Consider the following 21,135-nt stretch of genomic DNA (forward strand, 5'->3'; position numbering starts at 1 on the left):
TCAGGAAGGGGGCGGCGATGAGCCCGAAGGTTGCCCAGGGCGAGGCGAGCACGACCTCGCCCGTCGAGAGCCTGGACCTGAAGCTTGAAGTGATCGTCATCCCGGTGTCGGATGTCGACCGGGCGAAGGCGTTCTACGAGCGCCTCGGGTGGCGGCTCGACCAGACGCCGCCCGGCATCGTCCAACTCACCCCACACGGCTCCGACTGCTCGGTGCAGTTCGGTGCGGGGCTCACGTCGGCGGCGCCCGGCTCGGCCTCGGCGTACCTGGTCGTCTCCGACATCGAGGCGGCCCACGACGCCCTGGTCTCCGCAGGTGTCGAGGTCGGCGACGTCTTCCACGTCACCCCGGACGGCCCGGTCGACGGGCTGGACCCCGAGCGGCGCAGCTACGTCTCGCGCGCCACCCTGCGCGATCCGGACGGCAACACCTGGCTCATGCAGGAGATCACCACCAGGCTTCCCGGGCGCGTCGAGGGCGGCCTGACGTCGTTCGGCTCCGCGAGCGACCTGGCGAGCGCGCTGCGGCGCGCGGCCGCCGCGCACGGCGAGCACGAGAAACGTACGGGCGAGCATGACGACAACTGGCCCGACTGGTACGCGGCGTACCTGGTGAGCGAGCAGTCCGGGGCCACGCCGCCCGAGTGAGCCCGCGGTAGGCCCAGCCCGCTGCCGGTGAGTCATCGTGACGACTCACCGGCAGCACCGTTTTCGCTGCCCAGTGAGCGAGGGCTTCCCGCTGCGCGCGGTTCGTACGGGCGATGTACGCGGGTTGTACGCCGAGCGCCCTACCATCCCCCCGACACGATGATCTTCTTCGATCCAAGCGGCACCGCCGGCTTCAGAGCCGACTCCGGCGGCGTGCCGTGCCTCGTCGCCTGTGCGCGGTTCCCCGGCCGCCGGTAGGGAGGAGACCTCGATGACGAGTCCTGGTGCGGGCGGTGCGAGGCCGTGACGCGGGTACGGTTTCTCGCCCTGGGCCCGCTGCACGCCGAGGTGGGCAGCGAGTGGCTCGACCTCGGGCCCGTCCGGCAACAGGCGGTCTTCGCGATCCTGCTGTTCAACGCGGACCGCGTGGTCACACCGGCGTCGATCCTGCAGGGAGTCTGGGGCGGCCGGGCCCCGGCGACCGGCACGAAGCTGATTCCGCCGTACATCTATCGGCTGCGACGCACACTCCAGGCGGCGTGCGTCGGCCACGACGGCCCCTCGATCGACAGCTCCCGGATCGGCTACCGGCTGCGCCTCGGTTCGGCCCGGACCGACGTCGCGGACTTCGACGAGGCGGTGGAACGGGCGGCTGCCGCCGAGACGGCCGGCGACCTCGCCGGGGCCGTGGCGCTCCTGGCCGAGGCCGAGCGGAGCTGGGCGGGCGAACCGTTGGCGGGCCTGACCGGTCCGTACGCGGAGAGTCGGCGTCAGCACCTGCTCGAACGCCGCATCGTCTGCCTGGAACACCGGCTGGAGCTGCACCTGCGGCTGGGCGACTGCCACCGGGCGATCCCCGCGCTCATCGCGTTGCAGACGGAGTATCCCCTGCGGGAACGGCTGACGATCATGCTGATGACCGCCCTGTACCAGACCGGCAGGCAGGGCGAGGCGATGGATGTGTACGGCGCGTTCCGTACCCGCCTGGCGATCGAGTTGGGCGTCGAGCCGACCCCGGCGCTGCTCGCCGCGTACACCTCGATGTTGCGCGGCGACCTGGGCCCGGCTGCGGCGTCCGGCCCTCTTCCCGAAGGACCCGCCCGGGCACGGGCGGCCACCACCACGTGATGCGCGGCGACGCCGCGCGGTGAGGCGGAGCAGATGGACGACGGCCTTGCCCCGGTGCAGCCGGGGGACGCCGGATGGTTTCTGGGTCACTCCCTGCGGGAGCGGCTGACCGGCGCGGTGCCGACCGGCCCCGTCGACGAGGATCTCGGCCGGGTCCGGCTGAAGATGTGGCAGGACGAGCCCGTCCACGCGAGGCGGCCCGACCTGGTCCCGCGGCGGCTGGCCGAGCACGGGCTCGACGAGGCCGGTCTGATCCGGATCCTGGGCGAGCAACCCGAAGCGGTGCGCGCCCGGTTCGACAGCGCGCCGGACTACGCCCACCGGCTGGTCGAGGCCGCGCGGCGAGATCCGGCCGCCGCGGTGGCGCCCGGCCACGGCACGGCGGGACACGATGAGGCCGCGGGATTCGCGGTGCTCGTCGCGCCACTGATCGCCGCCGCGGTGGAACGGACGGGCGCGCTGGTGGCGGCGCTTGTCGACGGCCACCCGCACCTGTCGGCCGAGGCGCTGACCGCGCGGCTGGGTCCGGGTCCGATCGACACCGTCAACATGCTCGTGGCCCGGACGATGGCTCTGGAGCTCAACGTCCTGCGGATCCTGGGCGAGCTGTCCGGGAGCAGCCCGCACGAGCGCTTCCACGACTTCCTGCACCGGTTGGGGCAGCCGCAGCACGCGCTGCGGCTGCTGCGCGAATATCCGGTGCTGGCCCGGGACCTGGTGCGGGTCGTCGACAACTGGGAGGCCAGCCGGCTGGAGTTCGCCGAGCGCCTCGTCGCCGACTACGCCGACCTGGCCGACAGGTGCGGCGGGCCGGACGCGCTCGGTGACCTGGCCGAGGTGAGCTTCGGGGCGGGCGACAACCACCGGGGTGGACGCTCGGTGGCGGTCGTCCGCTTCGCGACCGGCGCGCGGGTGATGTACAAACCCCGGCGTCTCCAGGTCGACGGCCACTTCCAACACCTGTTGGCCTGGCTCAACGAGCGCGGCGCGCATCCCACGCTGCGGACGTTCTGGGTGCTCGACCGCGAGGTGTACGGGTGGACCGAGTTCGTCGAGAGTGGACCCTGCGCCGACCGGGACGCCCTCGACCGGTTCTATCAGCGGCAGGGCGCGCTGCTGGCCCTGCTGCAGACCCTCGGCGCGACGGACTTCCACCTGGAGAACGTGATCGCCTCCGGTGAGCACCCGATGCTCATCGATCTGGAGGCGATGCTGCACCACTGGCAGTGGGAGCGGCCGGTCGGCGACCAGGCGGGCTACCTGCAGAGCGTCGGCGTCGAGTTGATGAGCAGGTCCGTCGTCACGGTGGGGCTGTTGCCCGCGCCTGTGGTCTGGACCGAGGGCAACCAGGTCAACCAGTTCGACATGAGCGGGATGTCCGGGGCCGGCGGACAGTTGACCGCTCGGCCGGTCACGGTCTGGGACGGGTTCGGCACCGACGAGATGCGCCTGGATCGGCGACGGGTGCCGCTGCCCGGCTCGGGGAACCTGCCCACCCTGGGCGAGCAGCGCCTGGACGTGACGGAGTTCGCGTCCGAGATCGGCGACGGTTACCGCACGCTCTACCGGATCCTGCTGCGACACCGGGACGAGCTGCTGGCGCCGTCCGGCCCGTTGGCCGCGTTCGCGCACGACGAGGTGCGGGTGGTCCTGCGCGCCACCGAGTCGTACGTTCGGCTGCTCGCCGAGGCGCAGCACCCGGACCTGCTGCGGGACGCGTTGGACCGGGACCGGTACTTCGAGAACCTGTGGACGGGGCACGAGCACCGCGAGGACCGCGACGCCCTGATCGCCGCGGAGCTGACCCAGATGTACGCCGGTGACGTGCCGATCTTCGTGACCACGCCGTCGTCGACCGACCTCACCGGTGGCGATGGCACCGTGTTGCCAGGCGTACTGCGCCAGAGCGGCCTGGACGCGGTGCGCGACCGCCTGGCGGGCATGTCCGAGGATCACCTGGCCCAGCAGAGCTGGATCATCGAAGCCTCCCTCACCGCGCTGATCATGGGGGATCCGTCGCGGTGGCGTGCACCGAGCCAGCCGGGCGCGGTGTTGCCGCCGCCGGTCGTGCCCGCGACCGTCGTGCCCGCCCCTTTCGTGCCCGCGACGGCTGCGCCCGCGATCGTCGCGCCTGAGCGCTTCGTCGACGCGGCGCGGATCATCGGGGATCGGTTGTTGGCGACCGCGCTCGCCGAGGACGACCGGATCTGCTGGCTGGGTCTGAGCCTGATCGCCGACAAGGTGTGGGTGCTCGGCCCGAGCGCCATGGACCTCTACAACGGCATCAGCGGCATCGCCCTGTTCCTCGCCCGGCTGGCGAGCGTCACCGGCGACGCGGTCTACCGGCAGGCCGCCGACCGGGCCGCCACGATGATGCTCCGCGAGGCGCAGAGCTGGCTCGCCGGCCCGGCCGGCACCGCGGGCATCGGCGGCTTCGACCACCTGGGCGGCTCGGTGTACGCCCTGAGCCACCTCACCGCAGTCCTGGACCGCGCCGACCTGGTCGACACCGCCGTGGGCCTGGCCGCGTCGATGGTCACGCACGCCACCGACAGCCGCGAGTACGACATCATCAACGGCAGCGCCGGTGGGCTGCTGGCCCTGCTGTCGCTGCACCGGGTCACCGATGACCCGAGTCTGCTCGACGGTGCCCGTACGCTGGTCCGGCACGCGCTTACCGGCGCGCAGCCGGTGGGCGACGGGGTCGGGTGGTGCGGCACCCTCTACACCGAGGCGCCGCTGGCGGGGTTCTCCCACGGCGCGTCTGGCATCGCGACCGCCCTGGCCCGCTGGGACCGGTACGCCGGGACGCGCGAACACCGCGACACGGTGGACGCGGCGCTGCGCTACGAGCGCACGGTGTACGACGAGGCGACCGGCAACTGGCGCGACCTCCGCCCGGACACGCCGGAGGGCGACTCCATGGTCGCCTGGTGCCACGGCGCGGCCGGCGTCGCGATGGCACGTGCCGAACTGCTGGGCTACGCCACCGACGACGCGCTGCTGCGCGACGACCTGCGGCGCGCGCTGACGGCGACGCTCGAACCGAGCAACCTGCTGCGCAACCACTCGATCTGCCACGGGGACCTCGGCAACGCCGAGGCGGCGCTGGCCGCCGCACGAGCCCTCGGGGACGACGGGGCGGCCCAGCGTGCCGCCGCGATCGCGGCTGCCGCCGTCAAGGACATCGAGAACCGCGACTGGCGGTGCGGTGTGCCCCGGGGCGTGGAGACACCGGGGCTGATGAGCGGCCTGGCCGGCATCGGCTACGCGCTCCTGCGGTGGGCCGATCCGGCGGGTGTGCCGTCGGTGCTGCTGCTGGAGCCGCCGACCGACCATCGCGCTGCCATCGATCTGCCATAGCGCGGACCTACGGTTCCGCCCGTGGAGGCCCATCCACGTATCGCACCCCAGCACCTATAGATCGGAGTTCAGATGGACTACATCAGGGCGTGGAAGGACCCGGTCTACCGGGCGTCGCTCAGCGACGAGGAGCGTGCCAGCCTGCCGGCGAACCCGGCCGGCTTCGTCGAGCTGAACGACCAGGAGCTCGACGGGGCCGACGGCGGCACGTGGACCCCGACTCCCACGATCACCGTGGTCACCGGGGCCGCCGGCTGCTTCTCCTTCAACGGCACCTTCTGCAACGGCACCTGCGCGGCGTTCACCGTCGGCTGCTGCGGCTGACCGCTCCACCTCGGCGAGCGGACGCGCTCCGTCCTCCACACCGGTGTCCTCTCGCCAGCGCATCCCCAATCCCCTGAGGAGAGACCTTCATGGACATTGTGCAAGCCTGGAAGGACCCCGAGTACCGGGCGAGCCTTTCCGCCGAGCAGTTGGCCGCGCTGCCGGAGCACCCCTGCGGCGTGGTCGAGCTCGGTGACGACGTCCTCGCGCACATCGCCGGCGCACGCACCGAGGGCATCTGGACCCTTGGCTGCTGTGGCGGCTTCACCGCCCGGGAGACCCCGTGCGGTTCCTGTGGCGCGACGTGCGGCGGAACCACCTGTGGCACCTGCCAGACGCAGTCGACCTGCGGTCTGTGCACCGCCTGATCCACCCGCTGGACCGGCGGTGCCCGGACGCCTGAGGTGTCCGGGCACCGTCCCCGCGAGACCCGACCGCTGCGCGAGAGAGAGCACCCCCGATGACGCAGTCGCACCTGCCCGGCCACGACCCGGTGGACGTTTCGAACCCCTGCTGGTACCTGGCGTACTCCCTGCCGGAGAGGCTCGGCGGTGCGGCGTCGACCGGCGCGGTGGACGAGGACCGGGGGCGGCTCCGGCTCGATCGGTGGAAGAACGAGCCGGTCTTCGCCGGTGACACCGACCTGTTCGAGAGCTGGCTCGACAGCCTCGACCTCGACGAGCCGACGCTGAGCAGGGTGCTCGGCGAGACGCCGGAGACGGTCCGCAGCCGATTCGCCGACATCCCGGACTACGTGCGCACCATCGAGCGCGCCTGGCGCGACCACCGGACGGGCGGGACCGGCGACGGTGACCACCACGGGCACGACCACGAGCACGAGCATGACCACCACCACGAGCCGCACCCGCACGCCGCGTTCGTCGAGCTGGTGCGGCCGCTCGTGGACGACGGCGTGCGTCGGGTACGCGAGGCGGTGCACGCGGCCTGCGCGCGTACGCCGGGGTCACACGTCGACGCCGACCTGCTCGCCGACCAGCTCTGCGAGCCGCCCTACGGGGCGATCAACCTGCTCGTCGGGCGGGTGCTCGTGCTGGAACTCAACGTCCTGCGGATGCAGGGGCAGTTGGCGGGGGAGACCTCGCAGCAGCGCTTCCAGGACTTCGCCCGGCGGCTGCGCGACCCGAAGTACACGCTCGACGTCCTGATGGAGTACCCGGTGCTGGCCCGGGACGCGACGATCCTCGTCGACAACTGGGTGGACGCCCGGGTCGAGTTCGCCGAGCGCCTCACCGCGGACGCGACCGCGTTGGCCACCAGGCTGGGCGACCCGGTGGAGCTGGGCACCGTGACGGACGTGTCGTTCGGCGCCGGCGACTCGCACCGCGGTGGCCGCTCGGTCGGTTTCGTCCGCTTCGCCAACGGCGCTCGCGCCGTCTACAAGCCCCGAGGCCTGCAGGTGGAGCTGCACTTCCAGCACCTGCTGGAGTGGCTCAACGCGCGCGGCGCGCAACCGTCGCTGCGTACCATGTGGGTGCTCGACCGCGCTGACTACGGCTGGTCGGAGTTTGTCACCGCCGGGCCCTGCGCCGACCACGACGCGCTGCGCCGCTTCTACACCCGGCAGGGCAGCTACCTGGCGTTGCTGCACAGCCTCGCGGCCGTCGACTTCCACCTGGAGAACATCATCGCCGCCGGCGAGCACCCGATGCTCGTCGACCTCGAAGCCCTCTTCCACCCGCAGGGTGAGCAGACCGACCAGCAGATCGGCGTCTCGGCGGAGTCGTTCCGGACGATGCGGGAGTCGGTCCTGGAGGTCGGGCTCCTGCCCCGGCCCATCATCTACCAGGACGACGACGGCGTCGGCGGCGTCGATTTCAGCGGCCTCGCCGGCACCGCCGGGCAGCTCACGCCCACCCCGGTCGCCACCTGGGAGGAGTCCGGCACCGACGAGATGCGCCTGGTCCGCAAACGGATCGAGATGGGCGGCGGGCAGAACCTCCCCAGCCTGAGCGACGCGACGCACCACACGCTCGACTTCAGCGCCGACATCATGACCGGGTTCGAGCAGACCTACCGGCTGCTGCACCGCCACCGCGACGAGCTCCTGGCACCGGACGGGCCGGTCGCCGCGTTCGCCGCCGACGAGGTACGTGTGATCCTGCGCGCCACCCGCACCTACGGCAAGCTGCTGCAGGAGAGCCGCCACCCCGACCTGCTGCGCAACGCGCTGGACCGGGAGCGGTTCTTCAGCTTCCTCTGGCTGCAGGAGGAGTGGCCCGGCGCCGAGGCCCGGGTCGCCACCGCCGAGCAGGCACAGTTGAGCCGCGGCGACATCCCCTTCTTCAGCACGACGCCCGCCTCGCACGACTTCGTGGCCGGAGACGGCTCGGTGGTCGCCGGGGTGCTGCCCACAAGCGGCCTGGAGCGGTCTCGGCAGCGCATCGGCGCCCTCTCCGAAACGCACCTGGCCCAGCAGACCTGGATCCTGCGCAGCTCGCTCGCGGCACTGACGATGGGCGTGGAGAGTCAGGGGCAGTGGTCGGAGTACCAGGTCACCGCCGCCACCGCTCCCGCCGGCACGGACCGGTTCGTCGCCGCCGCCTGCGCCGCCGGCGACCGGCTGCTGCTGTCGGCCGACACCGGCGAGGACTCGATCGCCTGGCTCGGGCACACCCTGGTGGCCGACAAGATCTGGCAGTTGGGCCCGGTCGGGATCGACCTCTACAGCGGGTTGTCCGGAATCGCGTTGTTCCTCGGCTACCTCGGCGAGGTCAGTGGCGAGCAGCGCTTCCGCGGCGCGGCCGAGGTCGCCGCCGGCATGCTGGTGCGTCAGATCGACCTGCTCGACGAGACGCCGACGGAGAGCCTGGAGAACTTCACCGTCGGGGCCTTCAACGAGCTGGGTGGGCCGCTGTACGCGTTGAGCCACCTGGGCGCCCTGTGGCGGCGCGACGACCTGTTGGACGCCGCCGAACGCGTCGTGCCCGTCCTGCTGCACCTCGCGCCGCAGGACGAGGCGTACGACGTGATCAGCGGCGCGGCCGGAGCGATCCTCGCGCTGCTGGCGCTGCACGCGGCACGGCCGTCGGAGCCGGTACTCGACGCGGCCCGCACGTTCGCCGGGATCCTGGCGGACAGGGCGGAGCCGGCCGGCGACGGGATCGGCTGGGCGGGCGCGGTGAACCCGAGTCGACCGCTCGCGGGTTTCTCGCACGGCGGGTCCGGCATCGCCGTCGCCCTGGCCCGGCTGGACCGGACGCTCGGCAACCGCGACCACCTGCCGTTGGTGGAGGGCGCGGTGCGCTACGAACGCTCCGCCTTCGACCCGGAGCACATGTGCTGGCTCGACCTGCGGGACACCACGCCGGAGCGGTACTCGATGGTCGCCTGGTGCCACGGCGGGCCCGGCATCGCGCTCGCCCGCGCCGATCTGGCCGGCTACGTCGACGACCACGACCTGCTCGACCGCGACCTCCGCGACGCCAGCACCGGCATGCTGCGGTTCGGCCTGACCGGCGAGGTCATCACGGGCACCGGCAACCACAGCATCTGCCACGGCGACCTCGGGAACGTCGAGGCCCTGCTGGCCGCCGCACGGGTCCGCGGCGACGAGGACGCCGCCCGGCAGGCCGAGCTGGTGGCCGCCAGCATCCTCGACTACATCGACCGGGACGGCTGGCTGTGTGGGGTTCCCCTCGGCGTGGAGACTCCCGGCCTGATGAGCGGCATTGCCGGCATCGGCTACAACCTGCTCCGCCTGGCGTTGCCGGACCGGGTCCCGTCGATCCTGCTCGTCGAGCCTCCGGTTGCCGTGGCCGGTGGTGACGGGCGTGGCTGAGCAGGTGTGGCCGTACCGCCCGCAGGCGTTGGCCACCTACCGCGGCGGTGTGGAGGACGGTCCCGCGCGGAGCCCGATCCGGTCCTCACGACGGCCACTTGTCGCGCTCGCCGTGCTGCTGCTGATCGGCCTGGGCTTCGCGGCGGTCATGCGGGTGCCGCGCACTGTCGACGGCGTCCTGATCGGTGCCGACGGGGCGAATCTGGTCTCCATGTTCGCCGGGCGCCTCGATCCCGAGCCCGTGCAGGGCGCCGAGGTCACGCTCGTCCAGGAGGGCGGGCGCGCGACCCTGCGGGTCGTCCGGGCCGAGGTCGTCGTGGACGACGCCGCCGCCCGGCGCTGGAACCTCCCGGCGGAGGTGGCCCGGCCGGTCACCGTCGTCCTGCTCTCCGGCGGCGCGCAGCAGGCCTTCGGCCGGCTCAGTCTCGTGGTCGCCAGACCCACCCTGCTGGAGCTGGTGCCCGGCATCGAGGGGGTCCTTCGATGACGGTGAGCTGGCCGCGACCGGGCCGCCGGGTGCCGATCATGCTCCAGATGAGCGCCACCGAATGCGGTGCCGCGTGCCTGGCCATGGTCTTCAGCGCCTACCGGCGGTGGACCTCCGTGGCCGAGTGCCGGGAGCAGTTGGGCATCGGCCGCGACGGCGCCACCGCGCTGCAGATGGCCCAACTCGCCCGCAGGACGGGCATGCGGGCCCGCGGGGTCAGCGTCGATCTCGAGGCTCTGTCGCAGCTGCGGCTGCCCGCGATCGCGCACTGGAACTTCCGGCACTACGTGGTGCTGGAGCGGTGGGACCGACGCGGCGCGGTCGTCGTCGACCCGGGGATGGGCCGGCGGCGGTTGAGCCGCGACGAGTTCGGCGAGGGGTTCACCGGCATCGCCATCGAACTCACCCCGGGCGAGGACTTCGAGCGACGTCCCCGACCGGGGCGGCTGGCCTCGCTGCGGTTCGCCCGCAGCATGCTGACCTTCTCCCGTCCGCTGCTCGCCCTGGTCCTGGTCGTCTCGCTGCTGCTGCAGTTGGCGGTGTTGCTGCCCGCACTGATCACCAAGTTCGCGGTCGACACGGTGATCGGCAAGGGGCAGGTCGAAGCCCTGACCGTCCTCGGCCTCGGCATGCTCCTGCTGTTGGCCACCCAGGGCGTGGGCACCTATGCCCGAGGCGCCGTCCTCAACGTGTTGCACGCCCGTATGGACGACACCATGATGCGGCGCTTCTTCGACCACCTGCTCGCCCTCCCGTACTCCTACTTCCAACTGCGCAGCAGCGGTGACCTGCTGATGCGGATGTCCAGCAACACCGTCATCCGTGACATGGTCACCAGCCAGACGATGTCGCTCGTCCTCGACGGACTGTTCGTCGTCGTCTACGTCGGCATGCTCCTGGCGATCGCGCCGCTCTACGCCTGGCTGGTGCTGGGCCTGGGTCTGCTGCAACTCGGCGCGATCGTGGCGACGTACCGGGCCATGCGGGAACGAACGCACCGGGACATCGCCGCGCAGGCCGAGGAGCAGAACTACGCGGTCGAGGTGCTGGCCGGGGCCGAGACGGTCAAGGCGATGGGCGCCGAGCAGCAGGTCCTCGGCCGCTGGTCCGGGCTGTTCCAGACCCGGCAGTTCGCCTCGCTGCACCGCCGTCAGTTGGAGACCGGGTTGGAGGCGATGCTCGGGGTGTTCCGGATGGGGTCGCCGCTGCTCCTGCTGTGGGTCGGCGCACACCAGGTCGTCGCCGGCGCGATGTCGCTGGGCACCATGCTGGCGCTCAACGCCCTCGCCGCGGCCGTGCTCACCCCGCTGATGGGACTTGTCAACACGGCCCGCCAACTACAGACCGTCGGCACCCACCTGGAACGGATCCGGGACGTGCTGGACGAGGCCGCCGAGCAGGACCGCTCCACCTCCCAGCCGCCGGGCGACATCTCCGGGCAGGTGACCCTGAGCGGGGTCGGCATGCGCTACAGCGCCAACGCCGCCTGGGCCGTACGCGGGGTCGACCTGTCCATTCCGGCCGGCGCGAAGGTGGCGCTCGTCGGGCGGACCGGTTCGGGCAAGACGACACTCGCCAAGACGATCATCGGGTTGTACGTGCCCAGCGAGGGCGAGGTCCGCTTCGACGGGCGTCTCCTGCAGGACCTCGACTTCCGCGAGCTGCGCCGCTGGTGTGGCATGGTCAACCAGGAGCCGGCCCTGTTCGCCGGGTCCGTCCGCGACAACATCTCCCTCGGCCACCCGTCGGCGACCTACGACGAGGTCGTCCTCGCCGCCAGTCGCGCACAGATCCACGACGAGATCATGGCGATGCCGATGGCGTACGAGACACGTCTCACCGAGGGCGGCGGAGGGCTGTCCGGCGGCCAACGGCAACGGCTCGCCCTCGCCCGCGCCCTCGTGCACAACCCGCCGCTGCTGCTGCTCGACGAGGCGACCAGCCACCTGGACGTGGTCACCGAGCGTCGGGTGGACGAGGTCCTCTCCGCGCTGTCGTGCACCCGGATCGTCATCGCGCACCGGTTGAGCACCGTGCTCAACGCGGACCTGATCGGCGTGATGGAGGAGGGCGCCCTGGTGGAGCAGGGCACGCACGAGGAGCTGATCGCGCACGGGCGCTACTACGAGGCGCTGATCCGCGACCAGCTCCAGACGGCCCGGCCGCTGTAGCCGGACGTCGCCCCGCCGGTTCACCGACCCGGCGGGCCGGGCGCGACACGTGCCAGGAGCTGTCGCACCACCTCGGCGGCGGGGTTGCCCAGGTCGTCGTAGATCCGTATCGCCCGCTGCCAGGCCTCGGCGGCGGCGGGAGGGTCGGCCATCGCCTCGCGCGCCTCGCCGAGCCGGACGAGGGTCAGCCCCTCGTGATATCGGTTGGCTGACTCCTGGAAGCGCTGGACGGACTGCTCGTAACAGACCGCCGCCCGGGCCGGGTCACCGAGCCGGTGGTACGCGAAGCCCAGACTGTCCAACGTCGCGGCCTGCCCGACGCGATCGTCGATCGCCTCCTGTTGGGTGAGCGCCTCGGCGCAGTCGACGACGGCCTGGTGGTAGTCACCGGTCAGGGCGTGCAGGTAACCCTTGACGTTCAGCGCGCGGGCCTCGGCGTACCTGTTGCCGATGAGCTGCGAGACCCGGAGCGCCTCCGCGCTGTGCTTGAGCGCCTCGTCCAGCCGGCCGTACTGGGTGCAGTGCTCGGTGTACTGGCGCAGGATCAGCGCCAGGCTGTCCAGGTCCTCGAGTTGCTCGTACAGCTCGAGCGCCCGCCGCACGTGCTGCTCGGCCGCGTGCTCGTCGCCGAGCCGCATGAGCGCGCGGGCGAGCATCCGGCTGGCCAGCGCCTGCGCCCGGACGTCGCCGATGCGCTGCGCCGCCGCGAGCGCCGCCTGCTGGGCCGCGAGCTGCTCCTGGAACATGCCCCGGGGCGAGAGGTACGCGGCCAGGGTCCAGGCGAGCTGACAGGCGTACCGCTCGAAGCCGGTGTCCGCGGCCTGCCGCAGCACCCGCAGCAGGACGGGGTGCTCGGCGTGGAACCAGGCCGCCGCGACGACCCGGTCGGGCATCGGCACGTGCACGTTCGCCGGCATCGGTGGTTCCAGGTCGATGGGTGCCCAGGTCGGCTGGAGCAACACCGCGCCGGGGTGCGCGCTGTGCAGGTAGTGGTCGTACATCCGGCGTGCGGCGGCCTGCCGCTCCTCGGCCAGGTCGGATGCCTGGGCCAGCTCGGCCGCGTACGACCGGAGCAGGTCGTGCAGGGCGTACCGCTGGGGGAGGTGCTCGGTCAACAGGTGCAGACGGGTCAGCTCCTGCAGGAGCGGGGTGACGGCCGTGCGGGGGCGGCCGAGCAGCGCGGCGGCGGCGTCTCCGGTGAGGTCGGGGCCCGGGTGCAGGCCGAGCAGGCGCAGGAGGCGGGCTGCCTCGGTGCTCAACGTCCGGTACGACCAGGAGAAGACCCGGCGGACGTCTCCGTCGGCCAGTTGCTCCAACCGGGATTCGGACGGGCGTAGTTGGGCCGCGACGGCGTCGATCGGGAAGGTGGGCCGGGCGGTCAACCGGGCCGCCACGATGGACAGGGCGAGTGGGAGGCGACCCGTCGATTCGATCATCTCGCTGGTCGCCGCCGGTTCCGCGGCCACCCGGTCGGCGCCCAGCCGGGTGCGGAGCAGCCTCGTCGACTCGGCGGCCGTCAGCACCTCGAGCGTCAGCGGTCGGGCGCCCTGGGCCACGGCGAGGCTGCTGAGCTGGTCGCGGCTGGTCACCAGGACCGCGCACTGGCCCACGCCGGGCAGCAACGGCCGTACCTGGTCGGCGTCGCGCGAGTTGTCGAGGACGACGAGCATCCGGCGCGAGGCCAGCAGGCTGCGGTAGAGCCCGGCCCGAGCGTCGACACTGCTGGGGATACGGCCGACCGGCACGCCGAGCGCATCGAGGAAGTCGACAAGGGCGTCGGCGGGGGACACCGCGTCCGCGTCGTCGTAGCCGCGGAGGTTGACGTACAACTGGCCGTCGGGGAAGCGGTCGACAGCCCGATGGGCCCAGTGCAGCGCGAGCGTCGTCTTGCCCACGCCGGCCATGCCGCTGATGGTGACGATGTCCACGGTGGCGGCCCGCTCGGGCCGGGCGCCGAGGGCCGCGTCGAGGAGGCCGAGCTCGGCGCTGCGCCCGACGAAGCCGGGCAGGGCGAGTGGCAGTTGCTGAGGGCGGCCCGGCGCCGCGTCGTCCGCCGGCCCGGTCGTCGTGGACCGCTGTCCGAGACGGTGGTGCAGGATGTCGTCGTGCAACCGCGTCAGCTCGGGGCCGGGGTCCATGCCCGTCTCCTCGGCCAGCGCCCGTCTGGCCTGCTGGAACGCCGCCAACGCCCCGGAGATGTCGCCGATCTCGTAGAGACCTGTCATGAGCTGGGCCCAGGCCCGCTGGCGTAGCGGGTGACGGTCGAGTAGCGCGCGCAGCCGGGGGATCACCTGGGCCGCCTCGCCGAGCGCGAGCCGCGCCGCGGCGTGGTCCTCCTCGGTCAGCAGCCGCCGCTCCGTGATCCGCGCGACCCGGCTGGTGAGGAGCCGGGGCAGCGGCAGCCCGGCGAAGGCGGACCCCCGCCACATGCCGAGCGCGACGGCCAGTTCCGGCTGCGCCGCCGCCGGGTCGCCGGCCGCCAGCGCCGCCCGTCCGCGTTCCGCCGCCGCGTCGAACCGGTCCAGGTCCCGCTCGTCCGGCTCGACGCGAAGCAGGTAGCCGCCAGGTGTGGTGAGGATTCGACGGCTCTCGTCGGGAGCGCGGTCGAGTGCCTGGCGCAGCCCTCGCAGGTAGCTGCGCAGGTTCGCGGCGGCCGAGGCGGGGGGCTGGTCGCCCCACACCATCGTCATCAGCTCGTGGGCGGAGATCGCCTCGCCGGGGCGGAGCAGCAGAGCAGCCAGCACCAACTGCTGTTTCGTCGATCCGAGGGCGACCGGTCGGCCGTCCCGGGACACCGTCAGCGGCCCGAGTAGGTCGAAGTGGAGGGGCATCGTCACCTCGGCCCGCGGTGCCGGCCGCCCGAGACTGGCGATCGTTTAAGCATCGATCAATGACGTTAGCACCGATTGAACATGGTCTTCATATTTGGCCGGGTGGCTCCCGCCGGTGGCCGGTGGAGTGGCCCGGACCGACGCGGAGATTCCACGCGTACTCGCTGCTGTCCCGTGGCCCGGAGGCCGCGATCCTGCCGGCGTTGCGCGAACTGGGCATCGGGCTGACCGCGTACGGGGTGCTGTCCCGAGGTCTGCTCAGCGGGCACTGGTCGGCCGACCGCGAACTGACCGGCACGGACTTCCGGGCGAACAGCCCTCGTTTCCAGGGCGCACACCTGACCGCGAACCTGCGCCTCGTGGATGCGCTGGGCCGGGTCGCGCGGCGGCTGGGCCGGGTCGCGCGGCGGCTGGGCGCGACCACGAGCCAGGTGGCGATCGCCTGGGTGGCGGCCCAGGGCGAGCAGATCGTGCCGCTTGTCGGCGCGCGGCGGCGAGACCGGCTGACCGAGTCGCTGGCCGCGGCCCACCTGGTGCTGGACCGGGAGGCGTTGGACGAGATCGAGCGTGCCGTGCCGGCCGGCGCCGCCTCCGGCCAGCGGTACGCCGCGCCGATGATGGACCTGCTCGACAGCGAGAAGTGACGGCGACGTCAGGGAGTTGACCGCCAGACCCAGTTGCGGCGCTCGTAGAGCGGCACCAGCCCGGCCCGGCGCAGGTTGTCCAGCGACGGGTTCCGCGTACCGGGTGCGGGTTTCCCGGTCTCGGCGAACAGCCACCGGCATCCGGCCTCCGCCGCGGCTCGGGCGCGGGCGGCGATCAGCGCCGACTGCGCACCGAGGCCGCGGTGACCGGGCACCGTCGCGGCGGCGTTGAGCGAGGCCGACTCGCCGTGCAGGAACAGGTTGCCGCCGGCCACGACCTCGTCGCCGTCCCACGCCGCGTGTGGCCTCCAGGCCGGCTCGCCGACGGTCGCGGCCAGCATGTCGGTGAGCCCACCGGCCGGCATGCCGAAGCCGGCGAGCAGCACGTCGGCCCAGCGCCGCGCTTCGGCCGTCGGCACCGGGCCGACCCGCAGGCGGGTCTGCGCCGCGGCGACGTCGCCCGCTCGGGCGGCGAGCTTGACCCAGGTGCTGCCCGCTTCGAGCCCGCGCGCCGCGGCGATCTCGTCGAAGCCGTCGGGCAGCACCGCCGGGACGAGCTGGAGGACGGCCTGGTCGACGCCCTGCTCCCGGTAGAAGTCGAGGGCACGATCCAGGACCCGCACGGTGAACGGCTCGGTGACGCCGAAGCCGAGCGCCTTGCTCCAGTACCCGCTGGAGGGGTCGTTGCGCATCGCGAGGGCGACACCGCCGCCGATGCGCGCGGTCGCGACCCCGAGATCGGTGTACGCGGGCTCGGGCGCCCGCGACTCGTAGGCGTACATGAACTCGCACTCCACGCCCTCGGCGAGCGGGGTCAGGTCGGTCGTGTCGGTCATCAGCCGATTCTCGCCTTGTACCGATCCCAGGCCCGCACCAACTGCATCCGATTGTGGATACCCAGCTTGTGGTAGATGGACCGGAGTTGGGTGTCCACCGTGTGGAAGGAGACGAAGAGGGTGCCGGCCGCCTCCTTCTTCGTGGCGCCGGCCGCCAGCACCTCGGCCACCCGCTCCTCGGCCGGGGTGAGCGCGCCGATACCGGTCCGCGGCGCACCGTCGACCGGCGGCCGGTGCCGCGGGGTGGCGGCGAGTTCGACACACCGCCGATCGGCTGTCGCCTGGTCGCCCGGCGCGCCGATCCGGGCGTAGAGGGCTGCCGCCTCGTGCGCGGCGTCCCACGCCTCGGTCGGGCGTAGTCGAGGGGTGTTCGCGAGGTCGAGCAACGCGTCGGCGAGCGCCGGCCGGGCGGCGGTGGTCCGCAGCCCGTCGACGGCCGAGCGCAGCGCGTCCGGGTCGCGATCGCGCAGACCCCTGGTCTGCGCGGCCAGCGCGTGCCACAGCGGAACCGGGGTACGGGTGGCCACCAGCTCGACGAGTTCGGTGACCCGGCGGGCCGCCCGGGCGTCGCCGACGGCCATCGCCGCGCGCACCAGTCGAGGGCCGAACTGTGGCACGGGCAACAGCGACCGAACCGACCGGTGCAGGTCAGCGACCACTCTGTCGAGCAGGCGCGCCGGCTCGCGGAGGGCCGGGTCGCGGACCGCGACACAGAACGCCGGAGTCCACATCGTACTGTCCGGCCATCGTCTCTCCCGGAGGCATCCGCGCAGGACGGCGCGGGCGGCGTCGTGGTCGCCGCGGCGGTAGTGGACCTCGGCGATCACCGCGACCAGCAGGGCACGCACCTCCGCGCCGAGGTCCGTCGAGCCCGACCCGAGCGTCGTGACCGCCAGCGCGCCAGCCTCGGGCAACTCTCCCACCGCGACCATCCGTAGGCCGTCCAGGGCGGTCAGTCTGCCGCTCATCAGGATGTCGGGGGAGGCCGTCTCGTCCGCCGCCGTCGCGCTCCGCGCGTCCTGGTGCCGGCCCAGGCCGAGATGGACGAGGATTCGTTCGGCCCGGATCGACGTGGCCTCCGGTCGTGCCACCCAGGCATCGGGGTCCAGGGCCGCCAGCACGGCGTCCGCGCCCGGTAGATCGCCGTGCGACAGCGAGCGAGCGGCCCGAGCGAGCGCGAGGTGGCGAGCGGACGAATTGTCGCCCGCGGCGGCGTGCGCGGTGCCCGCGTCGCGGAGCAGGGCATCGGCGTCCGGGTGGCCGGTGCGCGCCGCGATCGCGGCGACCATGGCGAGCAGAGTGCTCCGGCTCCGGTCGTCCAGGCCCTGGCCGAGCGCCTCCCGCAGGCCGGCGAGGGCGATCGACGGCTGCTCCCGCGCCGCGAGCCGGGTCAGGTGCCCGAGCGCCTGGGCCCGGCTGCGCTCGCCGTGCCGGTGCTCGCCGATCTCGGCCGCCACCGCGTACGGTGCCGCCGTCCCGCCTCCGGCGAACCGGAGTTGGTCCGCCGCGGCGAACAGCGGACGCCGTCGGTGCTCGGCGTCGGCGAGGTCGTCAGCCGGAGATGTTCCGGCGTCGAGGGATGATTCGGACAATGGCGTTCTCCCCGGTGGTTACCCGGCGCGTCGACATGCCGTCCTGCGACCGAGCCTAGCCACGGCGTTCGGAGCGGGCGACCAGATCGACGAACCGGCCCGATTGCGCTTGATGGCCCACGCCGTCCCCTATCTGACCTGCGGTAATGGCGCGATCACGGGATGCGACGGCGACGGCTGGGCCCGGATCATCGACTGTATGACCCCATCGACTGAGCTGCCCGGCCGGTACCGACTCCGGGTCGTACTGCTGGCTCTCGTCCTCCTCGCCACCACCGGGGCGGGTGGTCACGCTCCGCCGTGGACCCGCCTGGTGCTGGCGGCGACCGCGGCAGCGGTTCCCGCCGCGATCGCGGTGACGTACGGCTGGCCGGCGGTGCGCATCTTCCTGGGGCTGCCGTCCCGGCCACGCCTGCGAGGTGGATCCCTTTCCGCGCCCAGTCCGGGCCAACCGGAGTAAGGAGACAGCGATCATGGCGAACAGCGATCCTCAGCCGCGCCGCGGCGACCAGGGGGCCCCGCCCTTCGCGGGCCGTAACGTGGAGGTCGAGCGGCAGAACCCCGATCTGCTGGTGCCGCCCACGACCGACAGCCGGCTGGTGCCCAACCTCAAGTTCTCGTTCTCGCAGGCGCACACCCGGGTGGAGAAGGGTGGCTGGACCCGCGAGGTCACCACTCGCGACCTGCCCATCGCCACGCAGTTGGCAGGTGTCCAGTTCGGCCTGGAGCCGGGCGCGTACCGGGAGATCCACTGGCATCAGCAGTCGGAGTGGGCGTACATGCTCAGCGGCAGTTGCCGGATCAGCGCGGTCGACCACGAGGGACGCAACTTCATCGAGGACGTCAAGGCCGGTGACCTGTGGTTCTTTCCGCAGGGCGTGCCGCACAACATCCAGGCGCTCGCCGACGGCGCCCAGTTCCTCCTGGTCTTCAACGACGGCGCCTTCTCGGAGAACAACACGTTCCTGCTCAGCGACTTCTTCGCCCACACGCCTCGGCACGTCCTCGCGAAGAACTTCGGCTGGACGATGGAGCAGATGGAGAACCTGCCCGAACGGGAGAAGTACATCTTCCAGGGCGACGTCCCACCGTCCTTGCAACAGGACCGGGTGATCAGCCCCACCGGCGACATCCCGCGCAGCTTCAAACACCGGATGACGGCACAGACGCCGCAGCGTTTCCGGGGCGGGACGGTCCGGATCACCGACTCGACGAACTTCGCCGCGTCCGTGACCACCGCTGCCGCCCTCGTCGAGGTCGAGCCCGGTGGGATGCGCGAGTTGCACTGGCATCCGACCACCGACGAGTGGCAGTACTACATCTCCGGGACCGGTCGGATGGGCGTCTTCGCCTCGCAGGCAGCCGCCCGCACGTTCGACTTCCAGGCCGGTGACGTCGGCTACGTGCCGTTCGCGTACGGCCACTACATCGAGAACACCGGTGACGAGCCGTTGGTGTTCCTGGAGATGTTCCGGCATCCGCGCTTCGAGGACATCTCGGTGATGCAGTGGATGGCCAACACACCTCACGAGATCATCGCGGACACGATAAACGTGCCGAAGTCGATTGTCGACGAGTTGCCGACCACCAAACAGGTGGTGCTCTGACCCGGTGACCCACCCTCGCGGGGGTCGCCGCGACCGCCGGTCCGGTCCGGGCCGGACGGTCCGGCGTCCGGCCGCCCGTCCGCGAACGGACGGCCGGACCGGCGGATCACCTCCCGACGGGTGCCGGCGAGACGGGCGCCTGGGCGGGTCGTCGGCGGCGGGACACCGCGCCGGCGACGACGTCGATGACGAGGAAGGCGAGCAGGGTGAGCCCGAACAGGGGGAGCGCCCAGCCGATCGCCGCGGTCACCGGTACGCCGATCAGCAGTGCCCAGAGCGGCAGGCCGCGTACGCCACCACGGGCCGGCGGGGTGCCGGCGAGGGCGCGTCGGTCGGTGCGGGTGGGTCGGCGTTGCCACCACATGCGGTAGCCCCAGACGATGACGCAGAGCAGCCCGAGGGCCAGCGCGGCGAGCAGGATCTGGTTGGCCAGGCCGAAGAGCAGGCCCATGTGGGCCTGGATGCCCAGGCCGCTGAGTTGGGCCAGCAGGGGCCAGTCGGCGAAGTCACTGCGGGCGGTCACCGTGCTGGCGGCCGGGTCGACGGCGATGCGGTCCTTGGCGACCGGCCAGGTGTTGTCGATCTGCGTGACGGTCCAGGCGAAGCCCGGCTCCGCCGCCGGGATGATCTCGACCGGCCCGGAGAGTCCCGCGTCGCGGGCGACGGTCAGGACCCGGTCGAAGGCCGCCGACTCGACTGTCCCGCCCTCCCCGGCGTCACCGTGGTGGTGACCACCGCCCGGCGCGGCGGGGACGGCGGTGAGGCTTGTGGAGATCTCCGGCGTGCGGGCATTTAGCGCGTCGAGACCGGAGGCGAAGTTCGCGCCCGCGTAGCGCGACCAGGTCAGGCCGGTGGCCGACAGGAAGAGCAGACCGACGGCCAGCCAGACACCTGTGGTGGCGTGCCAACCCCGGGTGCGGCGAACACCCCTACCCGTGGACAGGTCCGGCACGAGCAGGTGCCGGGCGGTGGCTCGGGCCGCGCCGCGTCGACGCCACCAGAGGATCACCCCGCCGAGCGCCAACACCCACAGCCAGCTCGCGGCCAGCTCGGAGTAGTGCTCGCCCACCGTGCCCAGGTGCAGGTGGCGGTGCAGGTCGTCCAGCCACGTCGCGGCCGGCGTCGAGCCGAACCAGGTGGTGAGCTGCCCCTGGGACTCGGCGGTGTACGGGTTGACGTAGACGGTGTGCTGGTTCTCGCCGAGCTCCGGCAGGGAGAACACCACTTTTGTGGTCCGGTCGCCGTCGCCGGGCTGCACGGCGGTGATGCTGCCGGTGGGGTGCGCGTTTCGCGCGGCCCCCACCTGCTCGGCCAGCGGAAGCTGACGGTCACCCACCTGGGCGACGGTCAGCTTGTCGCCGTAGAGGATCGAGTCGAGTTGCGGGGTGGTGGTGTAGGCCAGGCCGGTCAGCGCGGCGACCACCAGGAACGGGGCGACGAGGAGGCCGGCGTAGAAGTGCAGCCGCAGCAGCAGCGCGCCGAACGGCGACGGGCGCCGGGCCGGCCGGGCGGGTTTCTCGGGCGCTGCCGACGCTGGCGTCGGCGTACCGGACAACTCGGTAAGAGACATGGTGATCCGATCGGAAGAGTCGGGATGCACCCGAAGGTGTCTCCCGTACTGGTCTGGTCGCCCGGTGGTGTGTCGCGTCGGCTCTGTCTGGTAGTCGGCTCGCCGGCACCGCCGGTTCCCGGCGATGTGGATGGTC

General features: G+C 72.4%; 15 protein-coding genes. 11 read left to right on the forward strand and 4 right to left on the reverse strand.

The window, feature by feature from the left end; translation table 11 throughout:
* Positions 1–17: 17 nt before the first annotated feature.
* The 8 genes from ACLQ29_RS22540 to ACLQ29_RS22575 all read left to right on the forward strand — a co-directional run bounded on the left by ACLQ29_RS22540 (position 18) and on the right by ACLQ29_RS22575 (position 11,919).
* The gene (locus tag ACLQ29_RS22540) at positions 18–647 is read left to right on the forward strand and encodes a VOC family protein (protein WP_425773472.1); all 630 of its coding nucleotides are present in this window, start codon (positions 18–20) and stop codon (positions 645–647) included.
* A gap of 303 nt (positions 648–950) precedes the next feature.
* Positions 951–1,775: an AfsR/SARP family transcriptional regulator gene (locus tag ACLQ29_RS22545; RefSeq protein ID WP_425773473.1), complete on the forward strand. Its 825-nt coding sequence runs from the start codon at positions 951–953 to the stop codon at positions 1,773–1,775.
* Between the two features lie 33 nt (positions 1,776–1,808).
* Entirely contained in the window at positions 1,809–5,138 is a 3,330-nt protein-coding gene (locus ACLQ29_RS22550; protein ID WP_425773474.1) for a type 2 lanthipeptide synthetase LanM family protein, read from the forward strand.
* A 72-nt stretch (positions 5,139–5,210) separates the two neighbouring features.
* Complete coding sequence (locus ACLQ29_RS22555) at positions 5,211–5,462, forward strand: mersacidin/lichenicidin family type 2 lantibiotic (RefSeq protein WP_357177187.1); 252 nt, start codon at positions 5,211–5,213, stop codon at positions 5,460–5,462.
* Between the two features lie 89 nt (positions 5,463–5,551).
* The gene (locus ACLQ29_RS22560) at positions 5,552–5,830 is read left to right on the forward strand and encodes a mersacidin/lichenicidin family type 2 lantibiotic (protein ID WP_393361338.1); all 279 of its coding nucleotides are present in this window, start codon (positions 5,552–5,554) and stop codon (positions 5,828–5,830) included.
* Between the two features lie 92 nt (positions 5,831–5,922).
* Positions 5,923–9,261, forward strand: coding sequence for a type 2 lanthipeptide synthetase LanM family protein (locus ACLQ29_RS22565; RefSeq protein WP_425773475.1), 3,339 nt, complete (start codon positions 5,923–5,925; stop codon positions 9,259–9,261).
* Positions 9,254–9,748 (forward strand): hypothetical protein, encoded by a 495-nt coding sequence (locus tag ACLQ29_RS22570; protein WP_425773476.1) that lies wholly within the window; start codon positions 9,254–9,256, stop codon positions 9,746–9,748. The genes ACLQ29_RS22565 and ACLQ29_RS22570 overlap by 8 nt, the downstream gene beginning before the upstream one ends.
* Before the next feature lie 38 nt (positions 9,749–9,786).
* Positions 9,787–11,919 (forward strand): peptidase domain-containing ABC transporter, encoded by a 2,133-nt coding sequence (locus ACLQ29_RS22575; protein ID WP_425773532.1) that lies wholly within the window; start codon positions 9,787–9,789, stop codon positions 11,917–11,919.
* 20 nt (positions 11,920–11,939) lie between these two features.
* Here ACLQ29_RS22575 and ACLQ29_RS22580 read toward each other — a convergent pair whose 3' ends face one another.
* Positions 11,940–14,750 (reverse strand): AfsR/SARP family transcriptional regulator, encoded by a 2,811-nt coding sequence (locus ACLQ29_RS22580; protein ID WP_425773533.1) that lies wholly within the window; start codon positions 14,748–14,750, stop codon positions 11,940–11,942.
* 122 nt (positions 14,751–14,872) lie between these two features.
* Between ACLQ29_RS22580 and ACLQ29_RS22585 the strand changes: the two genes are divergently transcribed.
* Complete coding sequence (locus tag ACLQ29_RS22585) at positions 14,873–15,394, forward strand: aldo/keto reductase (RefSeq protein WP_425773477.1); 522 nt, start codon at positions 14,873–14,875, stop codon at positions 15,392–15,394.
* A gap of 8 nt (positions 15,395–15,402) precedes the next feature.
* On the opposite strand, the gene ACLQ29_RS22590 is transcribed toward ACLQ29_RS22585, so the two are convergent.
* Positions 15,403–16,230, reverse strand: coding sequence for a hypothetical protein (locus ACLQ29_RS22590; protein WP_425773478.1), 828 nt, complete (start codon positions 16,228–16,230; stop codon positions 15,403–15,405).
* Positions 16,230–17,822, reverse strand: coding sequence for a LuxR C-terminal-related transcriptional regulator (locus tag ACLQ29_RS22595; RefSeq protein ID WP_425773479.1), 1,593 nt, complete (start codon positions 17,820–17,822; stop codon positions 16,230–16,232). The genes ACLQ29_RS22590 and ACLQ29_RS22595 overlap by 1 nt, the downstream gene beginning before the upstream one ends.
* A 199-nt stretch (positions 17,823–18,021) precedes the next feature.
* Between ACLQ29_RS22595 and ACLQ29_RS22600 the strand changes: the two genes are divergently transcribed.
* Positions 18,022–18,282 carry a hypothetical protein gene (locus ACLQ29_RS22600; RefSeq protein ID WP_425773480.1) on the forward strand — a complete coding sequence of 87 codons (261 nt, stop codon included), beginning with the start codon at positions 18,022–18,024 and terminating at the stop codon, positions 18,280–18,282.
* Between the two features lie 13 nt (positions 18,283–18,295).
* Positions 18,296–19,429: a cupin domain-containing protein gene (locus tag ACLQ29_RS22605; protein WP_425773481.1), complete on the forward strand. Its 1,134-nt coding sequence runs from the start codon at positions 18,296–18,298 to the stop codon at positions 19,427–19,429.
* Between the two features lie 106 nt (positions 19,430–19,535).
* On the opposite strand, the gene ACLQ29_RS22610 is transcribed toward ACLQ29_RS22605, so the two are convergent.
* The gene (locus ACLQ29_RS22610; protein ID WP_425773482.1) at positions 19,536–20,999 is read right to left on the reverse strand and encodes a PepSY-associated TM helix domain-containing protein; all 1,464 of its coding nucleotides are present in this window, start codon (positions 20,997–20,999) and stop codon (positions 19,536–19,538) included.
* Positions 21,000–21,135: the final 136 nt, after the last annotated feature.

It is taken from the genome of Micromonospora sp. DT228 (genome assembly GCF_049841595.1).
Lineage (GTDB): Bacteria > Actinomycetota > Actinomycetes > Mycobacteriales > Micromonosporaceae > Micromonospora.